Annotated in this window: 18 protein-coding genes and 3 tRNA genes; 5 read left to right on the forward strand and 16 right to left on the reverse strand. The window is 56.2% G+C overall.

Translation table 11 applies throughout. The annotated features are described in order from the left end of the window. Positions 1-184: 184 nt before the first annotated feature. The 4 genes from EJL02_RS09920 (at position 185) to EJL02_RS09935 (ending at position 6,461) form a co-directional block, all read left to right on the forward strand. Positions 185-457: a hypothetical protein gene (locus tag EJL02_RS09920; protein WP_125116257.1), complete on the forward strand. Its 273-nt coding sequence runs from the start codon at positions 185-187 to the stop codon at positions 455-457. Then, positions 436-1,116 carry a hypothetical protein gene (locus EJL02_RS09925; RefSeq protein ID WP_125116258.1) on the forward strand — a complete coding sequence of 227 codons (681 nt, stop codon included), beginning with the start codon at positions 436-438 and terminating at the stop codon, positions 1,114-1,116. The genes EJL02_RS09920 and EJL02_RS09925 overlap by 22 nt, the downstream gene beginning before the upstream one ends. Before the next feature lie 268 nt (positions 1,117-1,384). Continuing rightward, the gene (locus EJL02_RS09930; RefSeq protein ID WP_125116259.1) at positions 1,385-2,086 is read left to right on the forward strand and encodes an S-layer homology domain-containing protein; all 702 of its coding nucleotides are present in this window, start codon (positions 1,385-1,387) and stop codon (positions 2,084-2,086) included. A 478-nt stretch (positions 2,087-2,564) separates the two neighbouring features. Then, positions 2,565-6,461: an S-layer homology domain-containing protein gene (locus EJL02_RS09935; RefSeq protein ID WP_164510378.1), complete on the forward strand. Its 3,897-nt coding sequence runs from the start codon at positions 2,565-2,567 to the stop codon at positions 6,459-6,461. Between the two features lie 114 nt (positions 6,462-6,575). Here EJL02_RS09935 and EJL02_RS09940 read toward each other — a convergent pair. From EJL02_RS09940 to EJL02_RS09965, 6 genes are all read right to left on the reverse strand, one after another. Continuing rightward, positions 6,576-6,662 (reverse strand) — tRNA-Leu (locus tag EJL02_RS09940). Positions 6,663-6,721: 59 nt separating this feature from the next. After that, complete coding sequence (locus EJL02_RS09945; RefSeq protein ID WP_125116261.1) at positions 6,722-7,996, reverse strand: dicarboxylate/amino acid:cation symporter; 1,275 nt, start codon at positions 7,994-7,996, stop codon at positions 6,722-6,724. Beyond that, entirely contained in the window at positions 7,993-8,853 is an 861-nt protein-coding gene (gene rfbD / locus EJL02_RS09950) for a dTDP-4-dehydrorhamnose reductase (RefSeq protein ID WP_243114454.1), read from the reverse strand. The genes EJL02_RS09945 and rfbD overlap by 4 nt, the downstream gene beginning before the upstream one ends. A 97-nt stretch (positions 8,854-8,950) precedes the next feature. Next, complete coding sequence (gene pfkB / locus EJL02_RS09955; RefSeq protein ID WP_125116262.1) at positions 8,951-9,871, reverse strand: 1-phosphofructokinase; 921 nt, start codon at positions 9,869-9,871, stop codon at positions 8,951-8,953. Between the two features lie 290 nt (positions 9,872-10,161). Beyond that, positions 10,162-13,728, reverse strand: a complete 3,567-nt coding sequence (locus EJL02_RS09960) for an S-layer homology domain-containing protein (protein ID WP_125116263.1) — start codon at positions 13,726-13,728, stop codon at positions 10,162-10,164. Between the two features lie 350 nt (positions 13,729-14,078). Next, a complete protein-coding gene (locus EJL02_RS09965; protein ID WP_125116264.1) occupies positions 14,079-14,915 on the reverse strand; it encodes a MurR/RpiR family transcriptional regulator in 837 nt (278 codons plus the stop codon). A gap of 257 nt (positions 14,916-15,172) precedes the next feature. Here EJL02_RS09965 and EJL02_RS09970 point away from each other — a divergent pair, with 257 nt between their 5' ends. Next, entirely contained in the window at positions 15,173-16,573 is a 1,401-nt protein-coding gene (locus EJL02_RS09970) for an MFS transporter (RefSeq protein ID WP_125116265.1), read from the forward strand. A 114-nt stretch (positions 16,574-16,687) separates the two neighbouring features. Here the strand turns inward: EJL02_RS09970 and EJL02_RS09975 are convergent. The 10 genes from EJL02_RS09975 to EJL02_RS10020 all read right to left on the reverse strand — a co-directional run bounded on the left by EJL02_RS09975 (position 16,688) and on the right by EJL02_RS10020 (position 26,083). Continuing rightward, positions 16,688-16,778 (reverse strand) — tRNA-Ser (locus EJL02_RS09975). A 150-nt stretch (positions 16,779-16,928) separates the two neighbouring features. Further along, a tRNA-Ser gene (locus tag EJL02_RS09980) sits at positions 16,929-17,017 on the reverse strand. A gap of 50 nt (positions 17,018-17,067) precedes the next feature. After that, complete coding sequence (locus tag EJL02_RS09985; protein WP_125116266.1) at positions 17,068-17,424, reverse strand: arsenate reductase family protein; 357 nt, start codon at positions 17,422-17,424, stop codon at positions 17,068-17,070. Positions 17,425-17,435: 11 nt separating this feature from the next. Then, positions 17,436-18,272, reverse strand: a complete 837-nt coding sequence (locus EJL02_RS09990; RefSeq protein ID WP_125116267.1) for a hypothetical protein — start codon at positions 18,270-18,272, stop codon at positions 17,436-17,438. Positions 18,273-18,413: 141 nt separating this feature from the next. Further along, positions 18,414-19,640 carry a cation:proton antiporter gene (locus EJL02_RS09995; protein ID WP_125116268.1) on the reverse strand — a complete coding sequence of 409 codons (1,227 nt, stop codon included), beginning with the start codon at positions 19,638-19,640 and terminating at the stop codon, positions 18,414-18,416. Positions 19,641-19,934: 294 nt separating this feature from the next. Next, a complete protein-coding gene (locus tag EJL02_RS10000; RefSeq protein ID WP_125116269.1) occupies positions 19,935-20,399 on the reverse strand; it encodes a hypothetical protein in 465 nt (154 codons plus the stop codon). A 31-nt stretch (positions 20,400-20,430) separates the two neighbouring features. Continuing rightward, positions 20,431-21,699 carry an ArsB/NhaD family transporter gene (locus EJL02_RS10005; protein ID WP_125116270.1) on the reverse strand — a complete coding sequence of 423 codons (1,269 nt, stop codon included), beginning with the start codon at positions 21,697-21,699 and terminating at the stop codon, positions 20,431-20,433. 333 nt (positions 21,700-22,032) lie between these two features. Next, the gene (locus EJL02_RS10010; protein WP_125116271.1) at positions 22,033-24,507 is read right to left on the reverse strand and encodes an ATP-dependent Clp protease ATP-binding subunit; all 2,475 of its coding nucleotides are present in this window, start codon (positions 24,505-24,507) and stop codon (positions 22,033-22,035) included. Between the two features lie 41 nt (positions 24,508-24,548). Beyond that, positions 24,549-25,550 carry an ATP--guanido phosphotransferase gene (locus tag EJL02_RS10015; RefSeq protein ID WP_125116272.1) on the reverse strand — a complete coding sequence of 334 codons (1,002 nt, stop codon included), beginning with the start codon at positions 25,548-25,550 and terminating at the stop codon, positions 24,549-24,551. Then, complete coding sequence (locus EJL02_RS10020; RefSeq protein ID WP_125116273.1) at positions 25,547-26,083, reverse strand: UvrB/UvrC motif-containing protein; 537 nt, start codon at positions 26,081-26,083, stop codon at positions 25,547-25,549. The genes EJL02_RS10015 and EJL02_RS10020 overlap by 4 nt, the downstream gene beginning before the upstream one ends. Between the last annotated feature and the right edge of the window lie 44 nt (positions 26,084-26,127).

Raw genomic sequence — 26,127 nt, forward strand, 5'->3', positions numbered from 1 at the left:
AAGATTTTACTTTTATCGGTAAAGTAAGTGTTTCGGGGATTGGAACAGCTGCACAAGCGAACGGAGGCACGATTCCAATTACGGACACTAATAAAGGCGGTAGGACAGTGCCGGAGGCAGGAATAACCCAAACGATAGGACCAGTCGGAACGGAACAAACAGAGTTGATAACCAAAAGGTAGCTTTGACAGATAGCAATCGGAACTCCTATATCGCATCTCTTTCCGTTACGACTGGTACAGTGGCCAATGGCTCAGCATCTGTGTCAGATGGAAAATTGACGTTGTTGTACCAAACAGTGTATGATGCGGCAGATATTTCTGTTAAACCGGCAAAGGGTTATGCGCTGCAAGGCATCAATGGTGCTTTTTCAAAGGTCAACATAGTTGGCAGCCACCGCATACTGGCAACAATGGGGCATGGATTATTGACAATGTGGACGGTAGAAGTACGTTAAAGAAATATCTGAACGCCCAGTATTCTGTAAAATATTACACTGTCGATGGCAATAGCGAGCCAGTAGAAGCAGCGAACGCAACAGATTCCCAGAAATATGTCAAGGATCAAGGTGTAGCGAATACCACAATCAATCCGGGTTTATTTACAGGAGGCGGGGATGATCCTGTACTGGGGGACTGGAAAGTATCCAATCTGCAAATGAAGCTGACGCTGAAGGATAATGTTCCTTCCGTCTACTCCGGCTGGTATACAACGCAGGACGGTACAGTCAAACACACAGGTCCCTACGCCGGCGTTAACATCAAAACCGTGGCGGAATCCAGCGGAAACGGCACGCCCACAATCGTCGAGTGCTACGCAACGAAGGACAAGCCCGGCCTGTCGGTCAACAAGACGATCCATTTGATCAATGGCAACACAAATGTGTCTTCTGTGCAAACTGTCAACGTTAATGATATGATCGTTTACAAAATCGAGGTCGAGAACACCAGAAACGTGACGCTGAGCGACATTAACGTCAGCGATACACTGACGAAAGACAGCACATCCGGTAGTTCGCTGACTCTGTATTCGGATGAGACATGCACTACTGAATTTCCCGAACTTTCTCTCTGGCTCCTGATGCCAGCAAAACACTGTATGCCAAATACACCGTAGTTGCGGCTGATGCAGGCAAGACGCTCACCAACTCGGCGACGACAAGCAACGGAACAACCTCGAATACAGGTACTGCGCCTGGTATTCCGGTAAAAAACAACATACCATTACGGTCGAAGTTGTAAACGGTACCGCGCAGACCACAGGTCTTTCTGAGTCCACCGGTGGTACTATCACTGTAAACAACGGTGCGAATACCAGCATTACATTCACAGCAAACACTGGTTATGCATTGGATACCGTCACTGTTGACAGGCTCGCCGCTAGCTTGGACAACGGCATATACGCTTTTAATGATATAACTTCCGGCCATACCATCCCAGTCGTTTATGCAGAAGACAAAATTGGCGAAAAAGATCCCGAACAGTCTGACAACATTCCTGACAAGTATCAGGCTACGGTCATCTATACCGCTGGAGCCAACGGCAAAATCGCGGAAAGCGCCAAAGCCAAAGAAGTATTGACCATCGAGGATAACTGGTACAACACCGCGGTTTCGACCATGGCTGCACTCGGCATCATCAAGGGCCGCACCGAAACCACCTTTGAACCCGATGCACCGATCACCCGTGCGGAATTTGCCGCGATCTGCGCCCGCTTTGACACCGGCCGGACCGATGGCGACAGCAACTTTACCGATCTCTCCGGCCACTGGGCCAAGGATGAGATCGAGCGCGCCGCAACGCTTGGCTGGATCACCGGCTATCCGGATGGCACCTTCCGCCCGGAGAATGCCATCACGCGTGCTGAAGCGATGACCATGATCAACCGCGTCCTCCAGCGCCTGCCGGAGGATGAGAGCGACCTGCTGAGCAATATGCAGACTTGGCCGGACAACCTCTCGAGCGCATGGTATTACCTCGCCGTGCAGGAAGCCACCAATAGTCACGACTTCGACCGCAAGGACGATGGCGTGCATGAGAAGTGGACTGCACTGACGGCAAATCCGGACTGGACAGCATTCCAGTAAAGCGCGCAGCATACCCCATACAGTTTTGAGGAGAATGTATTAGAAAGGCTCTTGCAAATGCAACAAAAAGCCCTGTATTCATTTACGGATACAGGGCTTTTTCCTGTGTAAATAACTTTGATTCTAGCCGAGTTATCGCGGAGCGATAAGCGTATTGTTCCACCGGCATATCATATATGTGCAAATTCGTTTGTTTAAAATAGACAAAACCACCATAGAATGGAAGAGTTTTCTCTGGTATAATGGATATAAAATCATGGGTGGAAAGATAAGGCAAGGGATAAAATCACTTTATCCAAAGGAACAGAACGAGTGATTACGGCAACATGGAGCAAAGAGGGGATGCGATGCTGCGATGCTTTTCGGCAAAAGCAAATAAGACTGCTGAATATTCGATGGGAGTAGTGGATTATGGCCTATAAACATCCTGCAATCTATGTTTTGCGGTCAGGCCTATTGCACAAAGGAGGAATTCCAAATGAAAAAGCGATGGCTATCCATAGTATTGGTGTTGACCATGTTAACAACCCTTTTCCCTGTCACAGCGATGGCTGCGGATAATACAATTTATGTAAGTTCAACTGGCAGTGATGCTGGCGCAGGTACGGAAACAGATCCATACGCCAGCTTGTCCAAAGCTGTTGCTGAAGCCTCGTCCGGGGACACCATTGTTGTACTAAGTGATTTGACCGTTGAAAATACGGTTGTTATCGACAAAAATCTAACCATTCAAGGCATATATCAAAACAACCCTGATACAACAGTAAGGCCGGTTTTGAGCACTGACAGCGAAGCCACAGCATTTTACAGCATGTTTAGATTGTCGACTGGTGTGACCGCTAATTTTGCAAATCTCAACTTCAGCGGCAGCAATACCAATTTTTCAATCAATGCCAGCAATTATGGCGGTGCAATTGTTGCTGAAAGCGACAGCGCAATGACGATGAACTGCAAAAACATAGAATTAAGCGTCACAAACTGTGATTTTTCTGATTTTGAAGCGCATGGCGGCGGTGCAATTGGCTTACACTATATTGACACTGCAAATGTTACAATCTCAGGTACATCCTTTGAAAATAATAGCGCAGATTTGTGCGGCGGCGCAGTTGGCTTTGTTGACTGCATAGCGATTACTTTACAGTCAACCAACTCCAAATTTACTGAAAACCAAGCTGGCGCGCTCGGCGGCGCCATTGGTTCCAATGGTTCCAATGGCTCAAAAACAGACTCGTTTGCAATAACAAACTGTCAATTTCAAAACAATAAAATAAACTATACCTCTACGGATAGTAACTCTGCAAGCGTATTTGGCGGAGGCGCAATCGGAATCAAAGAAGTACGTGGAAAAACCATAGAGGTTGATATTAAAAGCAGCCGTTTTGAAGGGAATACCACCGCTTCCAGTCGTTTTACCAGCGGAAATGACCCCCGCGGAGGAGCTTTCCATATACTAGCCGGTGCATATACTCTTAATCTGGAGCAATGCACGTTTACTAATAACCATGCAGAAGGCCATGGCGGTGCCATCAATCTGGATGTCGATGCCGATTATGAAGCGCATTTTTCAATGCAGGGCACAACTTTTGAAAACAATATATCCGACTCCCGCGGCGGCGCTATCCACATTGCCGGTGGAGGCATTCATACCGACATTGACAAAACACTCTTTCAGAGTAACAGTGCAAAAAGTGGACTTGGCAACGCAATTGTATTTTTCTACTCCGGTAATGCTAAAACAACTAGTGCAATCCATTCAACAGATGGAGCTATCTTTGACAATAATGGTGGCACACTAGAAACTGGCGACACAATTTACTTACAGAGCAGTTCTGGTGCAGATGACACGGTTTTAATTTCGGACTATATGATGGACGGCACCAGAATGCGCTGGAAAACAGACGACCAAGATGATGAAGGCAATGATATTCTTAGTCCACTTGAAAGAAGTGAGTATGCGAAAATTGATCTGGGAACAACCGGCGGCAGCCTTTACCTTGATACAGAGACGGTAGCGCCATCTTATTCGCCAGACACATACTCCAATCTCTTTATTGGAAATACTGCAGGTAATTACGGTGGCGCAATTTTCAACTACGGCTCCCTGACCATCGGTGAACCGGGCGAAGACATTACCGTCACCAAAAATTGGACAGACGAAAATGATCAACCGTTGACGACGGACCTTCCGGCATCGGCAACTGTTCGCTTGGTTCGTCAAAGCGATCAAGCAGAGGTTGATAACGCAGAACTAACGGCCGCAAATCAATGGACGCACACCTTCTATGATTTCCCCACAAATGTAACTCACAAGATTGCAGAAGACAATATAGCCGGATACACCTCTGAAATTACAAATGCAGAGAGTACCTCGGTCACCGTCACCAACAAAAAGCTGAGCAATATCACCATTCAGCCCGCGAACATTACCATCTACATGGGCGGTCACGGCTATGAAGGTGCAGTAGACGACGATGGAACTCTCATTATGGACGCAAAAGCCGGTTTCCCGGAACCGGGCTTCCGCATCAGCCTTCCAGATTCTCTCAAAAATATCAATGTCACAGAAGATTTGACACTGCAATACAAAGATGGCAGTGATATCTTCACATGGGAATTTGAAAAATACGGCGAAGGCGAACACGATATCTACCGCATTGTACCTGCAGGACAAACGGCGGCTCGCCCGGTGCGGATACAATTTATTAAGATGGTAGATGGACAGGAAGAAGTAGTAGACAGCGACAGCGAGGATTTCAACGCGGCGCAGTATATCAACCAAACCCTCACCATGAAGGCTTACGGCGAGGGAATTGAAGAAGACAAGGTCAGCTTTGTCTATGACGGACAGGAATATCCGATCACCGTGAAAAACGGAGAACTCACTGTACGTGGAACCACTGCTGCAGCGAAAACTCCAAACATTGCTGAACCGGAAGACTTCACAGCCGTCAAGGACGAACCAGGCGTAACGGCTCCGGCCGAAACCAAGTATTTCATCAATAATTCTGATGTACAGGTGGATGATGACGAAGGCATCTCCCTGCTGTTCGATCACATTATTGATACCAATGTGACCGTTGAAGACTCGACTTATACCGCACTGCTGGAAGAGAAAGTCGATGCGCAGCTTGCTGAATTGGCGAGCAACGAGACCCGTCACTATGAATCCCGGTATCTTGATCTGGTCGATATGAACAATGGCAATGCTTGGGTGAAGGCAAGCCAAGATGTTACTGTATATTGGCCGATACAGGAAGGTCTGGATGAGAACACCGAGTTTACCCTGCTGCACTTTGAAGGGCTGCATCGAAGCATGACCCCGGAGGAAATCACAGCTAAACTGACCGATGAAAACTATGCCCCAACCCCAATTACAAACTTTAAGGTGGAAGGCGATCATCTGGTCTTTGAGACGGATAGCTTCTCGCCCTATGTACTGGTGTGGGAGACCACTTCTTCCGGCGGCGGTGGCGGCGGCACCACCTACTATACCTTGCACTATGAATCCAACGGCGGCACGGAATATGCAGACGAATCCTACGCCAGCGGCACGACCGTACAGCTGACCAAGGTCCCGACCCGCGAAGGCTACACCTTCACTGGCTGGTACGCGGATGCAGCACTGACCAAACCGGTTACCGAAATCAAGATGACGGCGAAAACCACCGTCTATGCCGGCTGGGAGATCACCGAAGTCCCGGATTGGCTCAACGGTGACGATCATTTCGCCTATGTCATCGGTTACGAGGATGGCACAGTGCAGCCGCTGAGCAATATCACCCGCGCCGAAGTTGCCACCATCTTCTTCCGCCTGCTCCAGGAGGATGTCCGCACGGAAAACCTGACCGAAACCAATGTTTTTACCGATGTTTCGGCGGATGACTGGTACAACACCGCGGTTTCGACCATGGCTTCTCTCGGCATCATCAAAGGCCGCACCGAGACCACCTTCGAACCCGATGCACCGATCACCCGTGCGGAATTTGCCGCGATCTGCGCCCGCTTTGACACCGGCCGGACCGATGGCGACAGCAACTTTACCGATCTCTCCGGCCACTGGGCCAAGGATGAGATCGAACGCGCCGCAACGCTTGGCTGGATCACCGGCTATCCGGATGGCACCTTCCGCCCGGAGAACGCCATCACGCGCGCTGAGGCGATGACCATGATCAACCGCGTCCTCCAGCGTCTGCCGGAGAATGAGAGCGACCTGCTGAGCAACATGCAGACTTGGCCGGACAACCTCTCGAGCGCATGGTATTACCTCGCCGTGCAGGAAGCCACCAACAGCCACGACTTCGACCGCAAGGCCGATGGCGTGCATGAAAAGTGGACCGCACTGACGGAAAATCCGGACTGGACGGAATTCCAGTAAAGCACGCAGCACATCCCCTCGCAGTTTTTGAGACAAATATGTTAGAAAACGGTTAGAAACGTCCAGTTAAATGTAACAAAAAGCCCTGTATCCATCCTGGATACAGGGCTTTTTTGGTGCCGCCAGCCGGAATCGAACCGGCACAGTATCGCTACCGGGGGATTTTAAGTCCCCTGCGTCTACCAGTTCCGCCATGGCGGCATAGCTTGATTATACCAGAAGGGGCACCCTGTGTCAAACAAAGCGCCCCTTTTCCGTCTTTATTTTTTGTTGAACACGTTTTTATCCAGCGCGCCGTCCTGATGCGCGACAATCGTCGTGCAGACCGCGTCGCCCGTGATATTGACCGCCGTGCGTGCCATATCCAGAATACGGTCGATACCCATAATCAGGCCGATGCCCGCAACCGGCAGGCCGACCGAATCGAATACCATCGCCAGCGTAATCAGGCCCACGCTGGGCACGCCCGCGGTGCCGATCGAGGCCAGCGTCGCGGTGGCGATAACCGTCAAATAGTCCGCCGGCGTCAGCGTGATGCCAAACGCCTGCGCAACAAACACGACTGCAACGCCCTGCATAATCGACGTGCCGTCCATATTGATGGTCGCGCCCAGCGGAATGGTGAAGGACGAAATGCGGCGGGATACGCCGACCTTGTCCTCCAGCGTTTCGATCGAAAGCGGGATGGTCGCGTTCGAAGTCGCCGTCGAGAACGCGAAGCCCATGACCGGCGCGAACTTGCGGATAAACCGGAACGGGTTGAGCCCGGTGAACAGCTTGAGCAAGATCTGATACACGCCCAGGCACTGCACCACCAAGGCAAGCAGCACCGCGCCCATATATTTGAACATCGGCACCATGGCGGAAAAGCCCAGCTCGGAGAACGTCTTTGCGATCAGGCAGAACACACCGACCGGCGCCGCGCGCATGATCATCATGGTCATTTCCATCATGATGTCGTTGCCCTGCTGGAAGAAGTTCGTGACGAGCTGCACCTTATCCTGCAATTTGGCGAGGATCAGGCCGACGATCAGCGCAAATACGATAATTTGCAGCATATTGCCGGTCGCCAGCGACTCAATGGGGTTTTTCGGGATGATGTTCAGCAGCGTTTCGGTCATGCTGGTCGAACTCTCGCTGATGGAGGTTTCCGCCGTCTGCACCTGCGACATATCCAGACCAAGGCCCGGATTAATAAGGGACGCCACGCTCAGCGCCACCGCCACGGCCAGCATGGTGGTCACCAGATAAAAGCCGATGGTCTTGACGCCGACCTTGCCCAGCGTCTTGGTATCGCCGATCGCGGCTGCGCCGCAGACCAGCGAGCAGAACACCAGCGGCACGACCAGCATCTGCATCAGGCGGATAAAGCCCTGTCCAATGATATAAAACACGCCGCCGACCAGAATGTCCTGTACCGCCGATACATCCGCTGCAAACGCATGCAGCAGCGCGCCTACCGCCGCGCCGAGCAGCAGGGCGATAAAGATTTTCGTGGTCAGACCGATTTTCTTGCGGTTTGCCTTCTCGCTCATGCTTTGCCTCCCGTCTGCCGGCCGGACAGATACTCCGCCAGCGCCTGTTTCCACTCCGGCATCTGATAAATACCGGTGATGCGCATCATCATATTATCCAGCAGCGTAAAGCGCGGACGCAGCGTCTCGCCCGCCGCCGTGGACTCCACCGACACATCGGTGTAGCCGCTCAGGCGCAGGATCTCATGCGCAAACTCCGCGCGCGAGCACATGCCCTCGCACGAGGCATGGTACAGACCAAATTCGCGTGCGGTGATCAGATATTCAATGAAGCCTGCCAGCGCGTCCGCCGAGGTCGGCGAAGAGATCTCGTCGCCCGGCAGCCGCACGGTCTCACCGCGCGCGGCCGTTTCCAGCACCTGATCGACAAAATCATAGGTTCCCGCGCCGTACAGCCACGAGGAACGCACGATCACATGCTTGTCGGTCAGCTCCCGCACCAGCTTTTCGCCCGCATACTTGCTCTTGCCATACATGGTAACCGGATGCGCGTCATCAAATTCACACAGTGCCGCGCCGGCCGTGCCGTCAAAGACGTCGTCGGTCGAGATCTGGATGAGTTTGGCATCAATGCGCCGCGCCGCCACCGCCAGATTGCGCGCGCCGAGCGCGTTGATCTTATAGGCTTCCTCCGGACACTCCTCGCAGCGGCGCACGTCGGTCAAACCCGCGCAGTTGATGATGACGTCCGGATGGTTCAGGTCGGCGAAACGACCCACCTTGCGGCCATCCTCCACCGGTACATCCCGGTCGCTGGTCACCAGCTTGCATTCCGTATTGCGGTCAAACCGATGGCACAGCGCGGAACCCAATCGTCCGCTTGCGCCCGCGATCCAAACGCGCGTTGTCATATTCATAAAACACCCTTCCCTTTCCTCTTCTTGCCTTTCTCTTCTCTTATCTTTCCCGGAAATACGCACCTTACGTCCTCTATTTCCCCCCGCACTTTCTGATTTACAGAGGCTGCGGTGTACCTGTTTTCTCCAGCGCCGCCTGGATTCGCGCGCGATTGGGCAGCCATGCGGAAAACGCCGCCGCACTGCCCGACGCCACCGCGAACCGCAGCGTCTCTGCCGCCGAAAAGCCCTGCGCCTGCGCATACAGCCATCCCGCGGCCATGGAATCGCCCGCGCCGACCGGCTGCACAGCGTCGCCCGGCGTCGCCTGCAAATACAGTGCCTGCCCGTCTGCCGGCACCAGCACCGCGCCCTGCGCACCGCAGGAAATCAAGATATCCTTCGCCCCGGCCGCCTGCAATTCGCGCGCGCAGGCCGCGATCCCCGCCGGATTGCGCGGCGCGCCGCCGACCAGCGCATCCAGCTCTTCCAAATTGGGTTTGATCAGGTCCGGACCGCACGGCAGCGCATTTTTGAGCGCGTCTCCCGACGTGTCCAGCAGCGTTTTAACGCCTCGATGGCGCACCCGCTCGAGCAGCTTGGCATATACATCCGCCGGAACGCCGGCCGGCACCGAACCGGACAGCACCAGCCAATCCTCTTCTCCCAAGGTGTCCAGCGTCTCCGCCAGCCGCGTCAGGGCTTCGGCCGGGATCTGCGGGCCTGCCCCGTTGAGCTCGGTCTGTTCCCGCGCAGATACCTTGATATTGATGCGCGTCATGCCCTGTTCCAGACGGCAGAAATCATATTCCACCCCGGTTTCCGCCAGCAGCGAGGCAAACAGCGCCCCGGTTCGTCCCGCGATGAAGCCCAGCGCACGCGTGGGCAGCCCGAGCGATGCGCAAACCAGCGACACATTCACGCCTTTTCCGCCCGGATATAAGGTTTCGCCGCTCGTGCGGCACAATTTCCCGGGCCGCAGCGCTTCCGTACAAACCAGATAGTCCAACGAAGGATTCAGGGTCACAGTGTAGATCATAGCAGCAACCTCCCGTTCCGCACAGCATATGATAGGTCCGCCCTCGGCGGTTTTGTCCGCGGGCACAGGCCCGCGCCGACCATTTCATGATACGACCCACCAAGAAGTATATGGAATCATTGAAATCATACTACAAAACTCCCTATTTTTCAAGCAAAGGGGGACTATTTTATTGTATCATGTTCTCCACTATCGTCAGCCTGCCCTGCGCCGCAGGCATCCCGCCATGCTGCGCGCAAAGCAGAGCCTCCCGCACATTCGTGCGGGAGGCTTCGTTTCAAACAGCACTCTTATGCGATTTTCTCGACAAAACGCATCAGGATGGTGGCAACCTCTGCGCGGGTCGCGTTATCCTGCGGTGCAAGCATATTGTGATCGGTGCCGTTGATCAGGCCGTCGCCCACTGCCCAGTTCAGGGCATCCACTGCATAATCCGAAACGGCTGCATAGTCTGCGAACTGCTCGATCTCGGTCTCCACTGCCGCCGCGTCATCGCCCGTGGACTGCACATAGCGGTACAGGATCGCCGCCATCTGCTCGCGGCTGACCGGCGCATCCGGCTCGAACTTGTCCGCTTCCGTGCCGGTTACAATGCCGTTCTCGGCTGCCCAGGCAACATAAGGTGCATAGTACCCGTCCGCTGCCACGTCGGTGAACTGTGCCGCCGCCTGCGCGCCGCTGCCGTCTGCTTCTGCCATGCGGCCGAGCACGGTGACGAACATACCGCGGGTCATATCGGTCTCCGGCTCAAACGTGGTGGCGGAAGTGCCGGTAAACAGGCCTGCGTCCACAACATAGTTGATGGCGTCCTTCGCCCAGTGGCTGGTGATATCCGTGAAGGTCAGCTCCACCGGCGTGCCCGGATCGGCCTCACCGCTGTAATCGTCGAAATCGGATGCGTAGTTCTGGTAAACCGTCTCGTCCTGATGGCCCGCCGCGCCTTCAAAGGTGCCGGCGTTCCAATCGACCAGCGTGTTCCAGACCTTGGTGTCGCCCGCGGTCAGCTTGTACTCGCGCAGCACCGGGATATTGGACTCGGTCTCATTCAGATCGGAGACAAAGCTGGTGACCACGCGGACGTAAGAAGCTTCGCCCAGGCCGGTCAGATCGATCGTGTTCTGGCCGTTTTCGAGCGTGAAGGTCTTTTCTTCCTTGACCTTGCTGCCGTCGTCCGAAGTCTGCACGGTCGCGGTGATGGAAGCCGCGCCTGCGATCGTTGCGTCATAGGTCAGTGCGGTCGGCGCCGCCGATGCCTCGACCCATTCGGTGGTGTGCGAACCCTTGGTCTCGATGTCGCCTTCCTCAAAGCGCAGCCAGATCTTGAGCGAATCCGCCTTCGGGCCGGCCGCTGACTGGTTCTCGCGCACCTGATCGTTTTCCTCCGAGGTCAGCTTGTCCGTGTAGAAACGCACCTGAGAGATCGCGCCCGGCAGCATGGTGTGGTACATGCCGCGGTTGCGGTTGGTTTGCAGGGTGTTCTTGAAGCCCAGACCGATGTACATCGGCTCGCCTTCCCAGTTCTTGACCGGCGCGGTAAAGGCAGGCTTGTCTACATGCGCGCTGTTGTAGCCGTTTTCATAGGAGTCGCCGCCGGTCTCAAAGTCGAACGCGCTGGTGTACTGCACCCAAGTGTCCTTCTGGATGCCGGCCTGCGGATCGTCGCTGTCGTTCCAGCTGAACTCGCCGTTGTCGTCCAGCAGGCAGACGCCGTAGGTCACCTTGCCGGTCTCACGAACCGCCATGCGGAACAGGTACGGCGTGCCCCAGCCGAGGCCGATGCCCTTGACCATCAGCGGGTTGTGGTCCGGGATCGCGCCCGTGCCGTCCAGATCGACATACTGCTCGGTCAGCTCGGATACGCCGCCCTTGGTCGTGCCCTCGCTGGGCAGGTTGGCAAATACCATGCCGGTGCAGGCGTCGTCCACCGTGTAGCCGCCATTGTCCGGAATCTCGATGTAGTCGCGCTTGCCGTCCAGAATCAGCGTGCGGTTGCCTTCGTCATCCGTGCCGAATTCCGGCGCGCCATGGATATAACCGTCGTTGCCGTTGCCGGACAGGTCCTTGACAATCGGCATGCCCTGAATCGAGCCTTCAATGTTGATCGTCTGCGCGGCGGCATTGCCGATCGTCACCGTGTATTCGCCCGCCTCCGGGAAGGTGTAGGAGAATTCCACGGTCTTGGTCTCGTCCGACGCCAGATCATACTGCTGCGCCGCCACCGTCTGGCCGTTGACCTTGAATTCCGCAATGGCCGTGCCGGCCTCGTTGCCGATATTGGTCACGTCCGCCTTGATGTTCAGCTTGTTGCTGCCCATATCGCTGATTTCCCCGTCGCCCATCTTGGTGCGGACGTTGGTGTAGTCAAAGGTCGCGCCGCGGTACTGTACGTTGACGCTCGCGCTGGTGCCCGCCAGCGAAACCTGATGGGTGCCCAGTGCGGTCATGCGCACCGTGCCGCTCAGGTTTGCGGACTCGCCCGGCTCGAGGATCTTGGTGGCGCCGTCAAAGCTGTACAGATACCGGGTTTCGCCGTTGTCGATCACCGGGATGACCGCCGCGGCAATGCCCTTGCCGTTGTTGGTCACGGTTGCCGAAACCGTCACTTCACCGTTGTACTGCACGGTGGTCGGCGTGATGGAAATGTTGCTGTACGCCAGCTGCTGCTTGTCCTTTGCGATCTTGATGGTGTTGGCCACCTTGGAAGCAGACGACGCCGTCTCCGCGCCGTAGTTCTCCACCGTCAGCAGGCCGTCGCCCGGCGTGCCGGTAATGTGGAAGAAATCGCCCTTCTTGTTATAGGTACGCGCATCCTGATGGGTCAGGTACACCGTGCCCGCGCCGACCGCGGGATCGTCCGAAACCGCCAGCGCATAGCTGTGCGTGTGGCCGGCGATCATCAGATCGACATTGCCCGGTTCAATGACTTCCGGAATATAGCGCTTGGTGTACGCGTTGGAAACCGGATGATGCATCATAATCAGACGGAACTCGGCGTTCTTGGCCGCGTCCGAAGCCAGATCCTGCTTGAGCCACGCCATCGCGTCCTCAATGGTCTGCAGCGTGGAAGCGTCCGCCTGATTGCCGGTCGCTTCGGAGTTCATCTGGAACAGGCCCCACGGGTTGCTGTTCATGGTGATGATGTGCACGCCGCCGTAGTTGAAGGAGCTGTCGCCCTCAACCGTCGCGCCGTACTCCTCGTCCTGGATGTTGTAAATGTAGGTATCAAAATACACATCGCCCTGGTCATGGTTGCCGCTGGAGTAAACGACCGGATACGAATGGATGAAATCATCCTCGCTGTCGCCCGCCAGCCAGAAGCTGAACTGCTCGGCCTGCGCGCCGGTGCCTTCCACCAGATCGCCGCAGTGCAGGATGATGTCCGGATCGTATTCCTTGACCGCCGCATCCAGTTCCGAACGGGTGGCAAAGATGTGCGAATCCGACAGCGAGATCAGGTTGATCCGATCCGGGTCGTCGGACAGCGTGCGGAAGCTGGCCGCGCATTTCTCACCGTTTTCCAGCTGCACCTCGTAATAATACCGGGTGCCGGGCTGCAAGTCGGACAGCTTGTAGTGGTAAAAGTTCATCTTTTCGCCCTGGAAGTTCGGGGCGTCCGCATCCACTTCTACCGAAATCGGTTCGCACAGGCTGTCCTCGGATGTGCCGTACGCGATCGTGGACACGCCGGGCTTGGTGCTCTCCCAGACGACGACCATGCTGTCCGTCTTGGGCGCGAGCAGATACGGCCCGTTTTTGAAGGTTGCCTGATCGTCCGCCGCAAACGCTGCCGGCAGCATGGCCGCCACCATGATTACCGCCAGCAAAAGGCTGAGCAGGCGCTTGCCCTGTTTTCTCATTCCGATTCACTCCTTCTCTTTTTTGTTTCTCTCTCTTTCTTCCGCTTTTCGTCGGTCACGCTGCCCGTTTTGGAATAATATTCTCTACTATTTTCGTCTTGCCTCCTTCTGCCCCGCGTTTGGCATCGCGAACAACTTTTGCTGATAGTGTTATCATACGTTGAAAAAATCGTGATATCAAGCAGTTTTTCGTCACTTTTGTTAATTTCAGCACTTGTCCACAAATCGGAATAATGTTTTTTATTCAACATTTCTTAAAAAATAATGTTCATTTTTATCGAACATTATTCCGCCACAGAGATAAAACATGCCTCCCGGCACTGCAGCCGGGAGGCACATCGTTTTTTAGATTATTTCAGGCGGAATTCTTCCAGCGCCGCCTCCATCCGGGCGGTGTGGTTGAGCGCGCTGTTTTTCCGGCGCAGCGCCAAACCAACGTACAAACTGTCGATCAGCGAAATCTGCGCCACGCGCGGCGACACGAACAGCTGCTCGGGCGAATAGAGCTCCAGACACAGATCGACCGCCTGCTGCACCGGCGTTTGCGGAAAGCCGGTGATCGCGATGGTAGCGGCCCCGCCGGCCCGCGCCTTTTCCAGCGCGCGCACCACTTCCAGCGTCCGCCCGGTATGCGTGATGCCGACCGCAACCGCATGCCGGTCGAGCAGCCCGGCCTCGATCTGGCTCAAATGCGCATCCGTGACCGCCTGCGCGTTCATCCCAATGCGCATCAGACGGATATAGAAGTCCTCCGCGATCGACGCCGAAGCGCCCAGACCGAAAAACACAATCCGGTCCGCATGATGCATCAGATCAACCGCGCGGCCGATTTTGTCGTAATCCAGCAGCTCCAGCGCATGTTCCAGCGTATCGATATTGCGGGAAAACACCTTGCGGACCACGGTTTCCGCATCGTCCTCGGTGGACAGCTCTTCAAAGATCGTCCGCCGCTCGTGCGGCGCGCTTTTGACCAGCATGAGCTTGAACTCCGCAAAACCGCTGCATCCGACCAGCTTGCTGAAACGCACGATGCTGGATTCCGCCACCCCTAAAATCCGCGCCAGATGCTGCACACTCATGGTCGTAACGGCGTCCGAATTCTCCAGCACATACTGCGCGATTTTCTTTTCCACACGATGCAAAGAGGGATACATCCCCTCGAGCGTCATATACAGATTCTTTTCCAAGATTCCACATTCCCCTCATCACAAAATGGGTTTCGGTTTCCGATCCGCTTCCCGCAGCGCCTCCACAGTCCGTCGGCGCCGGTTCCGGCAAAATGGAATGGTTCATTATACCACATTTTCCCCCGTTTGTCATCGCCGCCACGGCGGTTCGGCCTATGCATTCTGCCCATATGGAACATATATCCTTTTTACATTCTGCAAATTGATTTTTATTCCTCGCGGCGATATATTGGTATACAAAGGACGAAGGGCGTGGCATGGCATTGGACGGAAAGCAGTTTGAACCCATCCGGCGAAAAGAGAAAATCGCGTACGGCACCGGCGATGTGGCGTGCAATATCGTATTTGCACTGACCACCTCGCTGCTGCTTTATTTTTATACCAATGTGGTCCATGTCAACGTGTTCACCGTCGGCGTCATCATGATGATCTCGCGCATTTTCGACGGCATCAGCGATGTGCTGATCGGCTTTCTGATCGACCGCACCAAATCCCGTCACGGCAAAGCGCGGGCCTGGATCTTGTGGATGATGTTCCCGTATGCGCTGTCCGCCATTTTGCTGTTTACCGTACCGCAGGCCGCGCACTGGGTACAGGCCATTTATATTTTCATCACTTATAACTTCTGCACCACCGTGGTCTATACCGCGCTCAACCTGCCGTATGCCACGCTGGCCAGCCTGATTACGCGGGATGTCAACCAACGGGCTTCGATCAACCTGTACCGGACCGGCATGTCCGCCATCGGCAATCTGGTGATCACCTCGGTCACCTTCCCGCTCGTCTCCGCGCTCGGCGATACCCAGCAGGCATGGGTGGCCGTTTCCATCCTGTATGCGCTGCTGGCGCTGCTGCTGCTCTGGTTCTGCTTCAAAAACTGCCACGAACGGGTGCATCTGCCCACCGGCCAGCGCGGCGGACAGTCCATCCCGCTGCTGCAAAAGCTGCGTCTGATCCTGACCAACCGCTATTTCATCCTGTTCTTTCTGCTGTCGATCGCCCTGTCGCTTTATGAGGCGATCACCGGCTCCTGCACGGCATACTATGCGCAGTATATTCTGCACAACCGCAACCTGACCGGCGCGTTCGCCTCCTTTGAGGCGATCCCGCAGATCATTGTCGTTCTGCTCCTGTCTCCGTTTATCTACCGGTTCGGCAAACGCAACGTCGCCTTTGTGGGCGCAGTGATCGCGTCTGTCGGCGTCGCCAGCCAATTCCTCGATCCGGACAACCTTTCTTTGGCGATGCTGGCCTGCATCCTGCGCGGCATCGGCAAGGGCTGCTTCCGCGGCGTGAAATATTCCATGCTCTCCGATATCATCGAATACGGCAACTGGAAAACCGGCGTGCGGCTGGAAGGCATGATCGTCTCGACCACCACGGCCGGGCAGAAGTTCGGCAGCGGCATCACCACCGCCGCCATCAGTCTGCTGCTCGATCTGGCGGGTTTTGCCGGCGAAGCCGCCATCCCCGCCAGCGCCAAGGCGATGATCGCGTATATTTACATCGGCGGCAACCTGCTTGCATGGGCGCTGATCGCCCTGCTGCTGATCCTCTACCGACTGGACAAGCATTACCCGCAGATCATGGCGGATCTCGCCAAGCGGGAAGCCGCAGCCGACCTTGCAGCAGACGATGCGTCCACCACCAGCGCGTAGTTGGAAACGATCGGGTCCAGACGCAGATTATCCGCGCCGTCGTTTTCAAAAAAGCTGCGTCTTTTATGGAGCAATAAAAAAATGCACTTTTCCATTTTGGAAAAGTGCATTTTTTGGCGGAGACGGAGAGATTTGAACTCTCGCGCCGGTTTCCCGACCTACTCCCTTAGCAGGGGAGCCCCTTCACCAGCTTGGGTACGTCTCCATGTCAAGTAGTAGCTTCGCCAAGCAAAATGGATGGCGGAGCGGGTGGGATTCCTTTTTCTGCGGAAAAAGCCACGGCGGTTGCAACATGCCGCCGGCATATTGCCAAAAGCCGCCTTTCGAATCCCCCACCTTTGGCTCCGTTAATATTTGGCGGAGCGGGTGGGATTCGAACCCACGCGCCCTTTCGGACAAACGGTTTTCAAGACCGCCTCGTTATGACCACTTCGATACCGCTCCGTATCTTGCCCGATAAGCAAGAAGTATTATACCATGTGTTTTGGTATTTGTCAATCCTTTTTGAACATCTGCTCCCATTCGGCCTGCCGGAAGCCGACCAAAACGAAATCCTCGCTCACCAGCAGCGGCCGCTTGACCAGCATGCCGTCGGTCGCCAGCAGCGCCAGCTGCTCGTCCTCGCTCATGCCGGGCAGTTTGTCTTTCAGCCCCAGCGCCTTATACTGCAAGCCGCTTGTGTTGAAAAACCGTTTGAGCGGCAAGCCGCTGCGGCCATACCACGCGCGCAGCTCGTCCGCCGTCGGATTGTCCTGCTTGATATCGCGTTCCTCGAACGCAATGCCCTGTGCTTCCAGCCACTTTCTGGCCTTCTGACAGGTGGAGCACTTGGGATAACAAACAAACAGCATATGTTCTCCTCCTATTCCTGTGCGTCCGATGCGCGGTCCCGGCACAGCATAAACAGCTCTGCCGCCAGCAGGATGCAGGCCGCTACCGACAGGCAGCCGCGCAGAATCATCTTGGCCGACCATTCCGGCGTGGTCACGCCCATCAGACGGGAAAGGCCGTAGCCGCCCAGATCGGACACCGCCATGGTCGTGGTCACCGCGCTGAAGAACGCCAGCAGCGCCGGACGCGGCTTGCCGTACAGCAGGCGCGCCAGATAATAAAACGCAAGCACCAGAATCACATCCGCCACCAGGCCGAACGCAAAGGATGCCAGCTTGGGATCGACGCAGGTCATGCGATAGTTGACCAGCAGGTGCAGGCAGCTCCACAGCAGCGGCACCAGCGTCAGCTTGGCGGACTGCGCGGTCATCTCGCCGCCCTGTGCCTTCGCCAGACCGATCGCGCACATGCCGCACAGGACCGAAACCACCGCATAGACGATTTCCAGGATCTTGGCCCAGCCGGCGGCGTCCTCCTCGCCGGTCGTCATCGTCAGATACAGGTATCCCAACCCGCCTACTACAATCAGCAAGCCGGAAATGACCGCCGCCATGCGGAACAGCGGGTTCTGCGTGCCCAGCAGCTGTTCAAACGGCACGGCATTCCGCTTGCGCAGCGGCAGGCTCAGCACCGCATACAGCACCGCCGCGAGCACCAGCAGCGCCGTGAAATACCATACCCATGCATCGCCCACCGCAGGCAGGCCCGTATCAATATCAAAGCCGTTGAGCAGATGCAGCGCGCGCACCACCACGCCCGGCAGGCACAGCACAATCATCAGAATCGGCAAAAACTTCGTTTGTTTCATTCCGTTCCCTCCAGAGGTGTTTGACATACAAAGTTAGTATACCACATCGTGTTCTCCTGTTCAAGTAACGCTGCAAAAACAGCTCTTTCCGGCTCAAACACCGGAAAGAGCTGTCTGTTTGCTGTCATTTTATCCCGTTTATCAATACCGGCCCGCCTTGGGCAGCTTTTCCGCGTCGTGTGCGGAAAACTCGGTGTTGGCCGGGGTTTCGCGCTTCATGCCGAATTTGAGCAGGATGGGCGTCACAAGCGTGGTGACGATAACCACCAGCACGATCGCTGGGAACATTTCCGAATTGATGAGTCCTGCCTGCTCACCCTTCTGCGCCACGATCAGCGCGACCTCACCACGGGAGACCATGCCAAGGCCGATGGAAAATGCATCGTAGGTCTGGAAGCCCATCAGCCGCGCGCCCAGGCCGCAGCCGATGATCTTGGACAGGATGGCCACCACGGTCAGCACCACCGCGAACAGCACCAGCGTGCCGGTCAGGCCTTCCAAATTGGTCTTGATGCCGATGGAGGCAAAAAACAGCGGTGAAAACAGCATATACCCCAGCACATTGGTCTTGCTGGCAACATAATCGCGTGTATCCGACAGGTTGCACATAACGATGCCGGCAAAATACGCACCCGTGATATCCGCGATGCCGAAGAACACCTCGGCAATATAGCTCATCAGCAGGGCAAATACCAGCGCATAGATGGCGATGCGGCGGTGCTTGTGCCATTTCTCCTCCATCTTGATGAACGCCCGGTGCATCACGAAGCCGGCCACCACCACAAACACAAAGAAGGCCAAAATGCGGCCGAACACCAACAGCGGCTTGACCGACGGATCGGTGAACGCGGTCAGCACGGTCAGCACCACGATGCCGAGGATATCGTCGATGACCGCCGCGCCCAGAATGGCCGTGCCGACCTTACTTTTGAGTTTCCCCATTTCCCGCAGCGTTTCCACCGTGATGGACACCGAAGTTGCGGTCAGCACCACGCCGATGAACGCAGCTTTGAGCATATTCATCGGGTCGGCAGGCTCGTTTTTGAACAGCAGATAGCAGCCCATGCCGCCCGCCAGCGGCACCAGCACACCGATGACCGCAATGATAAAGGAGGCAAAGCCGGTCGATTTGAGTTCTTCCAGATCGGTATCCAGGCCTGCATTGAACATCAGAATGATGACACCGATCTCCGCCGCTTTGACCAGAAAATCCGATTCCCCTACCCAAGCGAGTCCGCTCGGTCCCACCAGCACGCCGGCTACCAGCGCACCGACGACCTGCGGCATATGCACGCGCTCGGAGGTCAGGCCGAAAATTTTTGTAAACAGCATGATGATCGCAATCGTCAGAAGAAAGTCATATGACATAGCGTCACATCTCCTCTCATCGTAATAACGGAACATATACCATTATACAACTTTTTTCTAATTCAGCCAGCCCGTTATGCAAAAATACGGTCGTTGTTTTACACAAAAAGTTGGTTTCGTTTTTGGTCATAAAACACACTGCTTGCATTTTTTTGACCATTTTCTCTCTTTATTTGCGTTATTTCTCCGTCCCCTTCCGCAGGCGATCCTGCAAGGCGTTTTCCCCGCCATGCAAAAAAGACGCCTTGCGGACCGTAGTCCGGCAAGACGTCTTTTCCAAAAATGCCAATCAGATTATTGCTCCACCTTGGGCGAATGTTCGCGGATCTCCTTGATCGTTTCGATGCCCGCGGTCAGGCACTGCTGCAAGCTGTCCATGTCCTCCGAGGACACGTTGCGCTCGAGAAACAGCAGCTCGATCGCGTGCGACAGCTGACCCATCACATTGGCCGTTTCGAGGAACTTGGGGAAATTATGAGACTGCATCGCATTGCGGAATTTGCGGATGTCGCGGCGGATAAAGCCCACCACTTCGTCCGCGCCTTCGAAATCGCCGTAAGAAATCGGATACGGCTCGACGCGCTGCAAATAATACTTATCCCTTTTGGTCACATTGAACACATAGGTGACGCAAATTTCGTCGCTCAGCTGAAACTTGGCAATATACAAAATACCGTTGCGCACTTCCTTGATGGAGGTTGCGCCGATCTGACGCAGTGATACATTGATGATATCACCGGAAAAACTGCTTGTAATCATATGTTTTCCTTCTTTCTTCCCCTGTCATGCATCAATGAAAGCGAACCAGCAGGTAAACAGTGGAGATCGCAATCGAAAGCAGCATCATCGGGAAACCGACCCGCAGATACCGCGCGAAGGTGATCGGATGACCATGCTTGGCCGAAATGCCCGACAGCACCACGTTGGCGGATGCACCGATCAGCGTGCCGTTGCCGCCCAGGCAAGCGCCCAGCGACAGCGCCCACCACAGCGCGGATACATCCATGCCGTCCGTCTGCATCGCCAGAATCAGCGGGATCATGGTGGCCACAAACGGGATGTTATCCAGGAAGGACGAGAACAGCGCCGAGCCCCACAGGATCAGTACCATCAGCAACATCGTGTTGCCGCCCGTGACCGCAACCAGCGCGTTGCCCAGCGTCGTGATGACGCCGGTCTGCACCATGCCGCCGACCACAACGAACAGGCCGGTGAAAAACAGGATGGTGGACCATTCTACGCCCAGCACAATTTCCTCTGTGTCCTGCTTGCCAATCAACAACATTATTGTAGCACTTGCCAGCGCAATAATGCAAGAGTCCACGCCCAGCGAAGAGTGGAAAACAAAGCCAATGACAACCAGGCAGATCATGACAACGCTCTTGACCAGCAGGGAATGGTCTTTAATGGACTTCTTTTCGTCCAGTTTCATGACCGCCGCCATCTTATCCGGCTCGACGACCATCTTACGGCCGTACAGGAAATAGAAGCACAGGCAAACCGCAATCATAATCAGCACCACTGCAACACCGGTGTTGAGCACGAAATCCACGAAGCTCAGGCCGGCCTGCGAACCGATCATAATGTTCGGGGGGTCACCGATCAGGGTAGCCGTACCGCCGATATTGGAGGCCAGGATCTGCGTGAGCAGGAACGGCACCGGATTGAGCCCCAGAATGCCCGTGATGGCAATCGTCATAGGACCAACCAGCAGCACGGTCGTCACGTTGTCCAAGAAGGCAGACAGCGCTGCGGTAATGATAATAAACAGCAGCATGATTTTCCACGGGTTGCCCTTGGCGATCTTGGCCGCTTTGATTGCCACATATTCAAACAATCCGGAGTTACGCACCACGGCAACAAACAGCATCATGCCGATCAACACGCCGATCGTGTTGAAGTCTATGTAGCCGACCGCGTCATCCACCGTCAGCACACGCAGACAGACCAGCACGACTGCGCCCGCAACCGCTGCTACCGTGCGATGCACTTTTTCCGTTACAATCGCGGCCATAACCACCAAAAAGACCACGACGGAAAGGATTTGCATGGTATTCATTTTCTTTCCCCTTTCCCGCGCACCGCCATGCGAGCATGCGCGCCTTCAAATTGTTTTACGACATATTATACTCCCCATATTCGCGCTTTTTCAATGTTCAATTCCCCCTGATTTGCCGGGTGTTCTGGCAAAACTTTTGTGATTTAGTACGAAATCCCGTTCTTTCCTTCACGCATTTTTAACAACGTTTGCCGTTTCCCAAGGCTTAACAGCCGTAGTCTGCACGCACTTGTCTGTTACGCGCGGCAACGCCCCCGGCGCCGTAAAAAGCGCCGGGGGCGTTGCCCCATCAGGGTTGGATTTGCAATATGGGTCGATTATGCATTTTTCAGCTTACGCCTGCGGTGCCTGCGGCTCTGCCGCAGCCGCCGGACGCAGCGTCAGCTTGTCGTCCTCGACGTCCAGCGTCACATGGTCGCCGGCCTTGATCTTGCCCTCGAGGGATTCCTCGGCGACAAGGTCCTCGACCTCATTGGTGACCGCGCGGCGCAGCGGACGCGCGCCATAAACCGGGTCGAAACCTGCCTTGGCGAGGTGCTTCTTGGCCGCTTCGGTCCAGTCCATGGTGATCTCCATGTCCTGCATGCGCTCGGCGACCTTGCGCAGCATGCCGTCAGCGATCTGGGCGATCTCGTCCTCGCTCAGGCGGTTGAATACGATGATATCGTCAATACGGTTGAGGAATTCCGGCCGAACCGCCGTCTTGAGTTCGCTCATGACGTCGTCACGAATCTGCTCAAAGGTGCGCTCGGCGGTGTCCTCCTGACCATCGGCAAAGCCCAGAGACTTGCGGCCATTGCCGGTGATCTTCTGTGCACCGATGTTGGAAGTCATAATAATGATGGTATTGCGGAAGTCCACATGGCGGCCCTGACCGTCGGTCAGCACGCCGTCCTCAAGGATCTGCAGCAGGATGTTGAACACATCCGGATGTGCCTTTTCGATCTCATCGAACAGGACAACCGAATACGGATGGCGGCGCACCTTTTCGGACAGCTGACCACCCTCGTCATAGCCGACATATCCCGGAGGCGAACCGATCATACGGGAAACCGCATGCTTTTCCATGTATTCCGACATATCAATGCGGATCATGGCGTTTTCGTCACCGAACATCGCTTCGGCCAGCGCCTTGGAAAGCTCGGTCTTGCCGACGCCGGTCGGGCCGAGGAACAGGAACGAACCGATCGGACGCTTGGGGTCGCGCAGGCCGACACGGCCGCGGCGGATCGCCTTGGCGACCGCGGTAACGGCTTCGTTCTGGCCGATGACACGCTTGTGCAGCGTATCCTCGAGGTGCAGCAGACGCTGTCCCTCGTCCTCGGTCATCTGGGCAACCGGGATGCCGGTCCAGCCCGAGATCACAGCCGCGATATCGTCCTCGGTTACCGCGCCATGGGTCTTGGTCTGCTGTTCGGACCACTCCTTGCGGCGCGCTTCGAGCGCTTCGCGCTTGCTCTTCTCTTCATCACGCAGCTTGGCGGCGTTCTCGTAGTCCTGACCCTTGACCGCTTCTTCCTTCTTCGCAGCGACGGCGGCGATTTCATCCTCCATCTGCTTCAGGTCGGGCGGTGTGGTCAGCGTGGACAGGCGGACACGCGAGCAAGCCTCGTCAATCACGTCGATCGCCTTATCCGGCAGGAAACGGCCGGTTACATAGCGAACCGACAGCTTGACCGCGGCTTCAATGGCCTCATCCGGGATCTTGATGCGGTGATGCGCCTCATAACGGTCGCGCAGACCCTTGAGGATCTCAACTGCGTCTTCCGGGCTCGGCTCGTCGATCTGGACAGGCTGGAAACGACGCTCAAGTGCGGCGTCCTTTTCGATGTTCTTGCGGTATTCATCCAGCGTCGTTGCGCCGATGACCTGTACTTCGCCGCGCGAAAGCGCAGGCTTTAAGATGTTCGCGGCATCCGCTGCGCCTTCGGCAGCGCCCGCGCCCATCAGCATATGCATCTCATCGATGAACAGGATGGTGTCCTTGTTCTGGGTCAGCTCTTCGATGACCTTCTTGATGCGCTCTTCGAACTCGCCGCGGTACTTGGTGCCCGCGATCATGCCGGTCAGATCCAGCGCAATAACGCGCTTGTCCTTCAGCGTTTCAGGCACATCACCCGCGACGATCTTCTGCGCCAGGCCCTCGACGATCGCGGTCTTGCCGACGCCCGGATCACCAATCAGCGCCGGGTTGTTCTTGGTGCGGCGGGACAGGATCTGGATGACACGCTGGATCTCCTTGCTGCGGCCGATGACCGGGTCGAGCTTGCCCTCGCGGGCAGCGGCGGTCAGGTCGCGGCCGAACTGACTCAGCGCGTCGTCAGACTTGCCGGAGGCACCGGCAGCGCCGGTCCCTTCGCCCTGCTGCACGCCGCCGAGCACTTCGCTGAGCTTTTCGGCGACCATCTGCGGGGTAATCTTGAGGTTGGCCAGTGCGGTCAGCGCAACATTCTGACCCTCCCGCAGCAGGCCGAGCAGCAGATGCTCGGTGCCGACGTAGTTCGTGCCCATCTGGGCAGCGGACTGGATGGACAGTTCGATGATGCGCTTGGTGCGCGGGGTCATGCCCTGCGGAGCGGTGCTGTCGGGCGTACCGCGGCCGGACAGCGCCTCGATCTGCTTGACGAGTGCGTCATCCGTCACGCCGCAGGCTGCCAGCGCCTTGGCGGCCGGGCCGCCCTCTTCGCGCAGCAGGCCCAGCAGCAAATGCTCCGAGCCGATATAGCTGTGTCCGAACGAAGCGGCGGCTTCCTGCGCCTTGGTCAGTGCCTGCTGCGCACGCTCGGTAAAACGGTTCTGATAAAACATAAGTCAACACTCCTTTCCGGAATGGAAAAATCAAATAGGGGTTATTCTAAAATCAGGTTTTTGGCCGCGTCACGCAGCAATTCCGCGCGTTTGCGGTCGCGCTCCTGCGGCGCGCCGGTCAGCATCGCCGGACGGATGCGCTGTTCGAGTTCGTACAGCTTCTGCGGGTCCATGCCGCTCAGCATGCCCATCTGCAAGCCGACCAGCACGTCCGAGATGCACTGCACGGCTTCGCTCGTGTCGATCAGGTACGCGGAACGCAGCGTGCCTGCCGCACGGTAAATGCGGTCGCGCAGGCCGTCCTCGTTCTGGCTGCGCACCTGCTCGCGCGCCTTCTTTTCTGCGTCGATGATCGTGGTCGCGGTCTCAACCAGCTTGTCGGTCAGCTCGGCCGCCGAAGCGCCCAGCGTGACCTGATTGGAGATCTGGTAGAAGCCGCCGACCGCCTTGGAGCCTTCGCCGTAGGCGCCGCGCACCGCGCAGCCACGGCTGCCGGCGTAACCGGTCATCCGGCCGATCTCGCCCGTTGCCGTCAGCATGGGCAGGTGCAGCATGATGGACGCCCGCAGGCCGGTGCCGATATTGGTCGGGCACGCGGTCAGGTAGCCCAGCCGTGCGTCGTACGCGAACGGCAGCTCGGCTTCGATGAGCGATGCGATGCGATCCGCCGTTTGCAGACATTCTTTCGGGCAAAGGCCGGTGCCGATCACCTGCAAGCGCAGGTGGTCCTCCTCGCCCACCATGATGGACACGCCGCCGTCCTTGGAGACGATCAGCCATCCGCCGTTCTGGGCGAGTTCCGGCGAGATCAGATGCTCTTCGACCAGCTGGGACGCTTCGGTCGAGCGCGGGATGATCTGCTTTTTCTCAAATTCCGACCCGATGGTCGGATTATTTTGCAGGGTCGCGAACACCTTGTCCGCGATTTCCTTGTGCTGTACTTCGGTCAAACGGAAGGGATAACCCTTCAGGTTTCGCGCCAGCCGCACGCGGCTGGACGCTGCAAGGCCGGTAAAACCGCCGTGAATTTCAAACATGCTCATTTCTGCTCGCCCTCCATTCTGCGGATCTCGTCGCGCAGACGCGCGGCCTGCTCGTATTCCTCGTTTTCGACCGCGGTCTTGAGCTGTGCGCGCAGCGTTTCGATCGGGTCGGTCTTGGGCTGCTCGGCAGCCGGCGCCGCGCCGATGTGCTGCGTTGCACCGTGAATCTTTTCCACATACGGATTCAAGATATCCGCGAACGTGCTGTAGCAATCCGGACAGCCCACGCGGCCGGTCCGCCGCAGTTCGCTCTCGGTCATGCCGCAGGTTGGGCACTTGCGCTCGGTCCCCAGCATGGTGGCCGTCGGCGCACCCAGCATATCGTTCCACAGGCTGCCAAAGCCGCCGCCGAGGAACGAATGGAACGGGTCGCTCCAGAAGTGGTTCATCGAGGCAAACGCGTTTTCAAACGTGCTGCCGATATTTTCCTTCTGTGCACATTCCGGGCACAGGTGCATTTCGCGTGTCACACCGTTGATGGTTTCCTTATAATACATGGTCGCTTCATTCTTACCGCATTTCTCGCATTTCATAAGTCATTTCTCCTTTCGAGAATGTATATCAATGGATTGTTTTG

It is taken from the genome of Agathobaculum sp. Marseille-P7918 (genome assembly GCF_900625105.1).
Classification (GTDB): Bacteria; Bacillota; Clostridia; order Oscillospirales; family Butyricicoccaceae; genus Agathobaculum.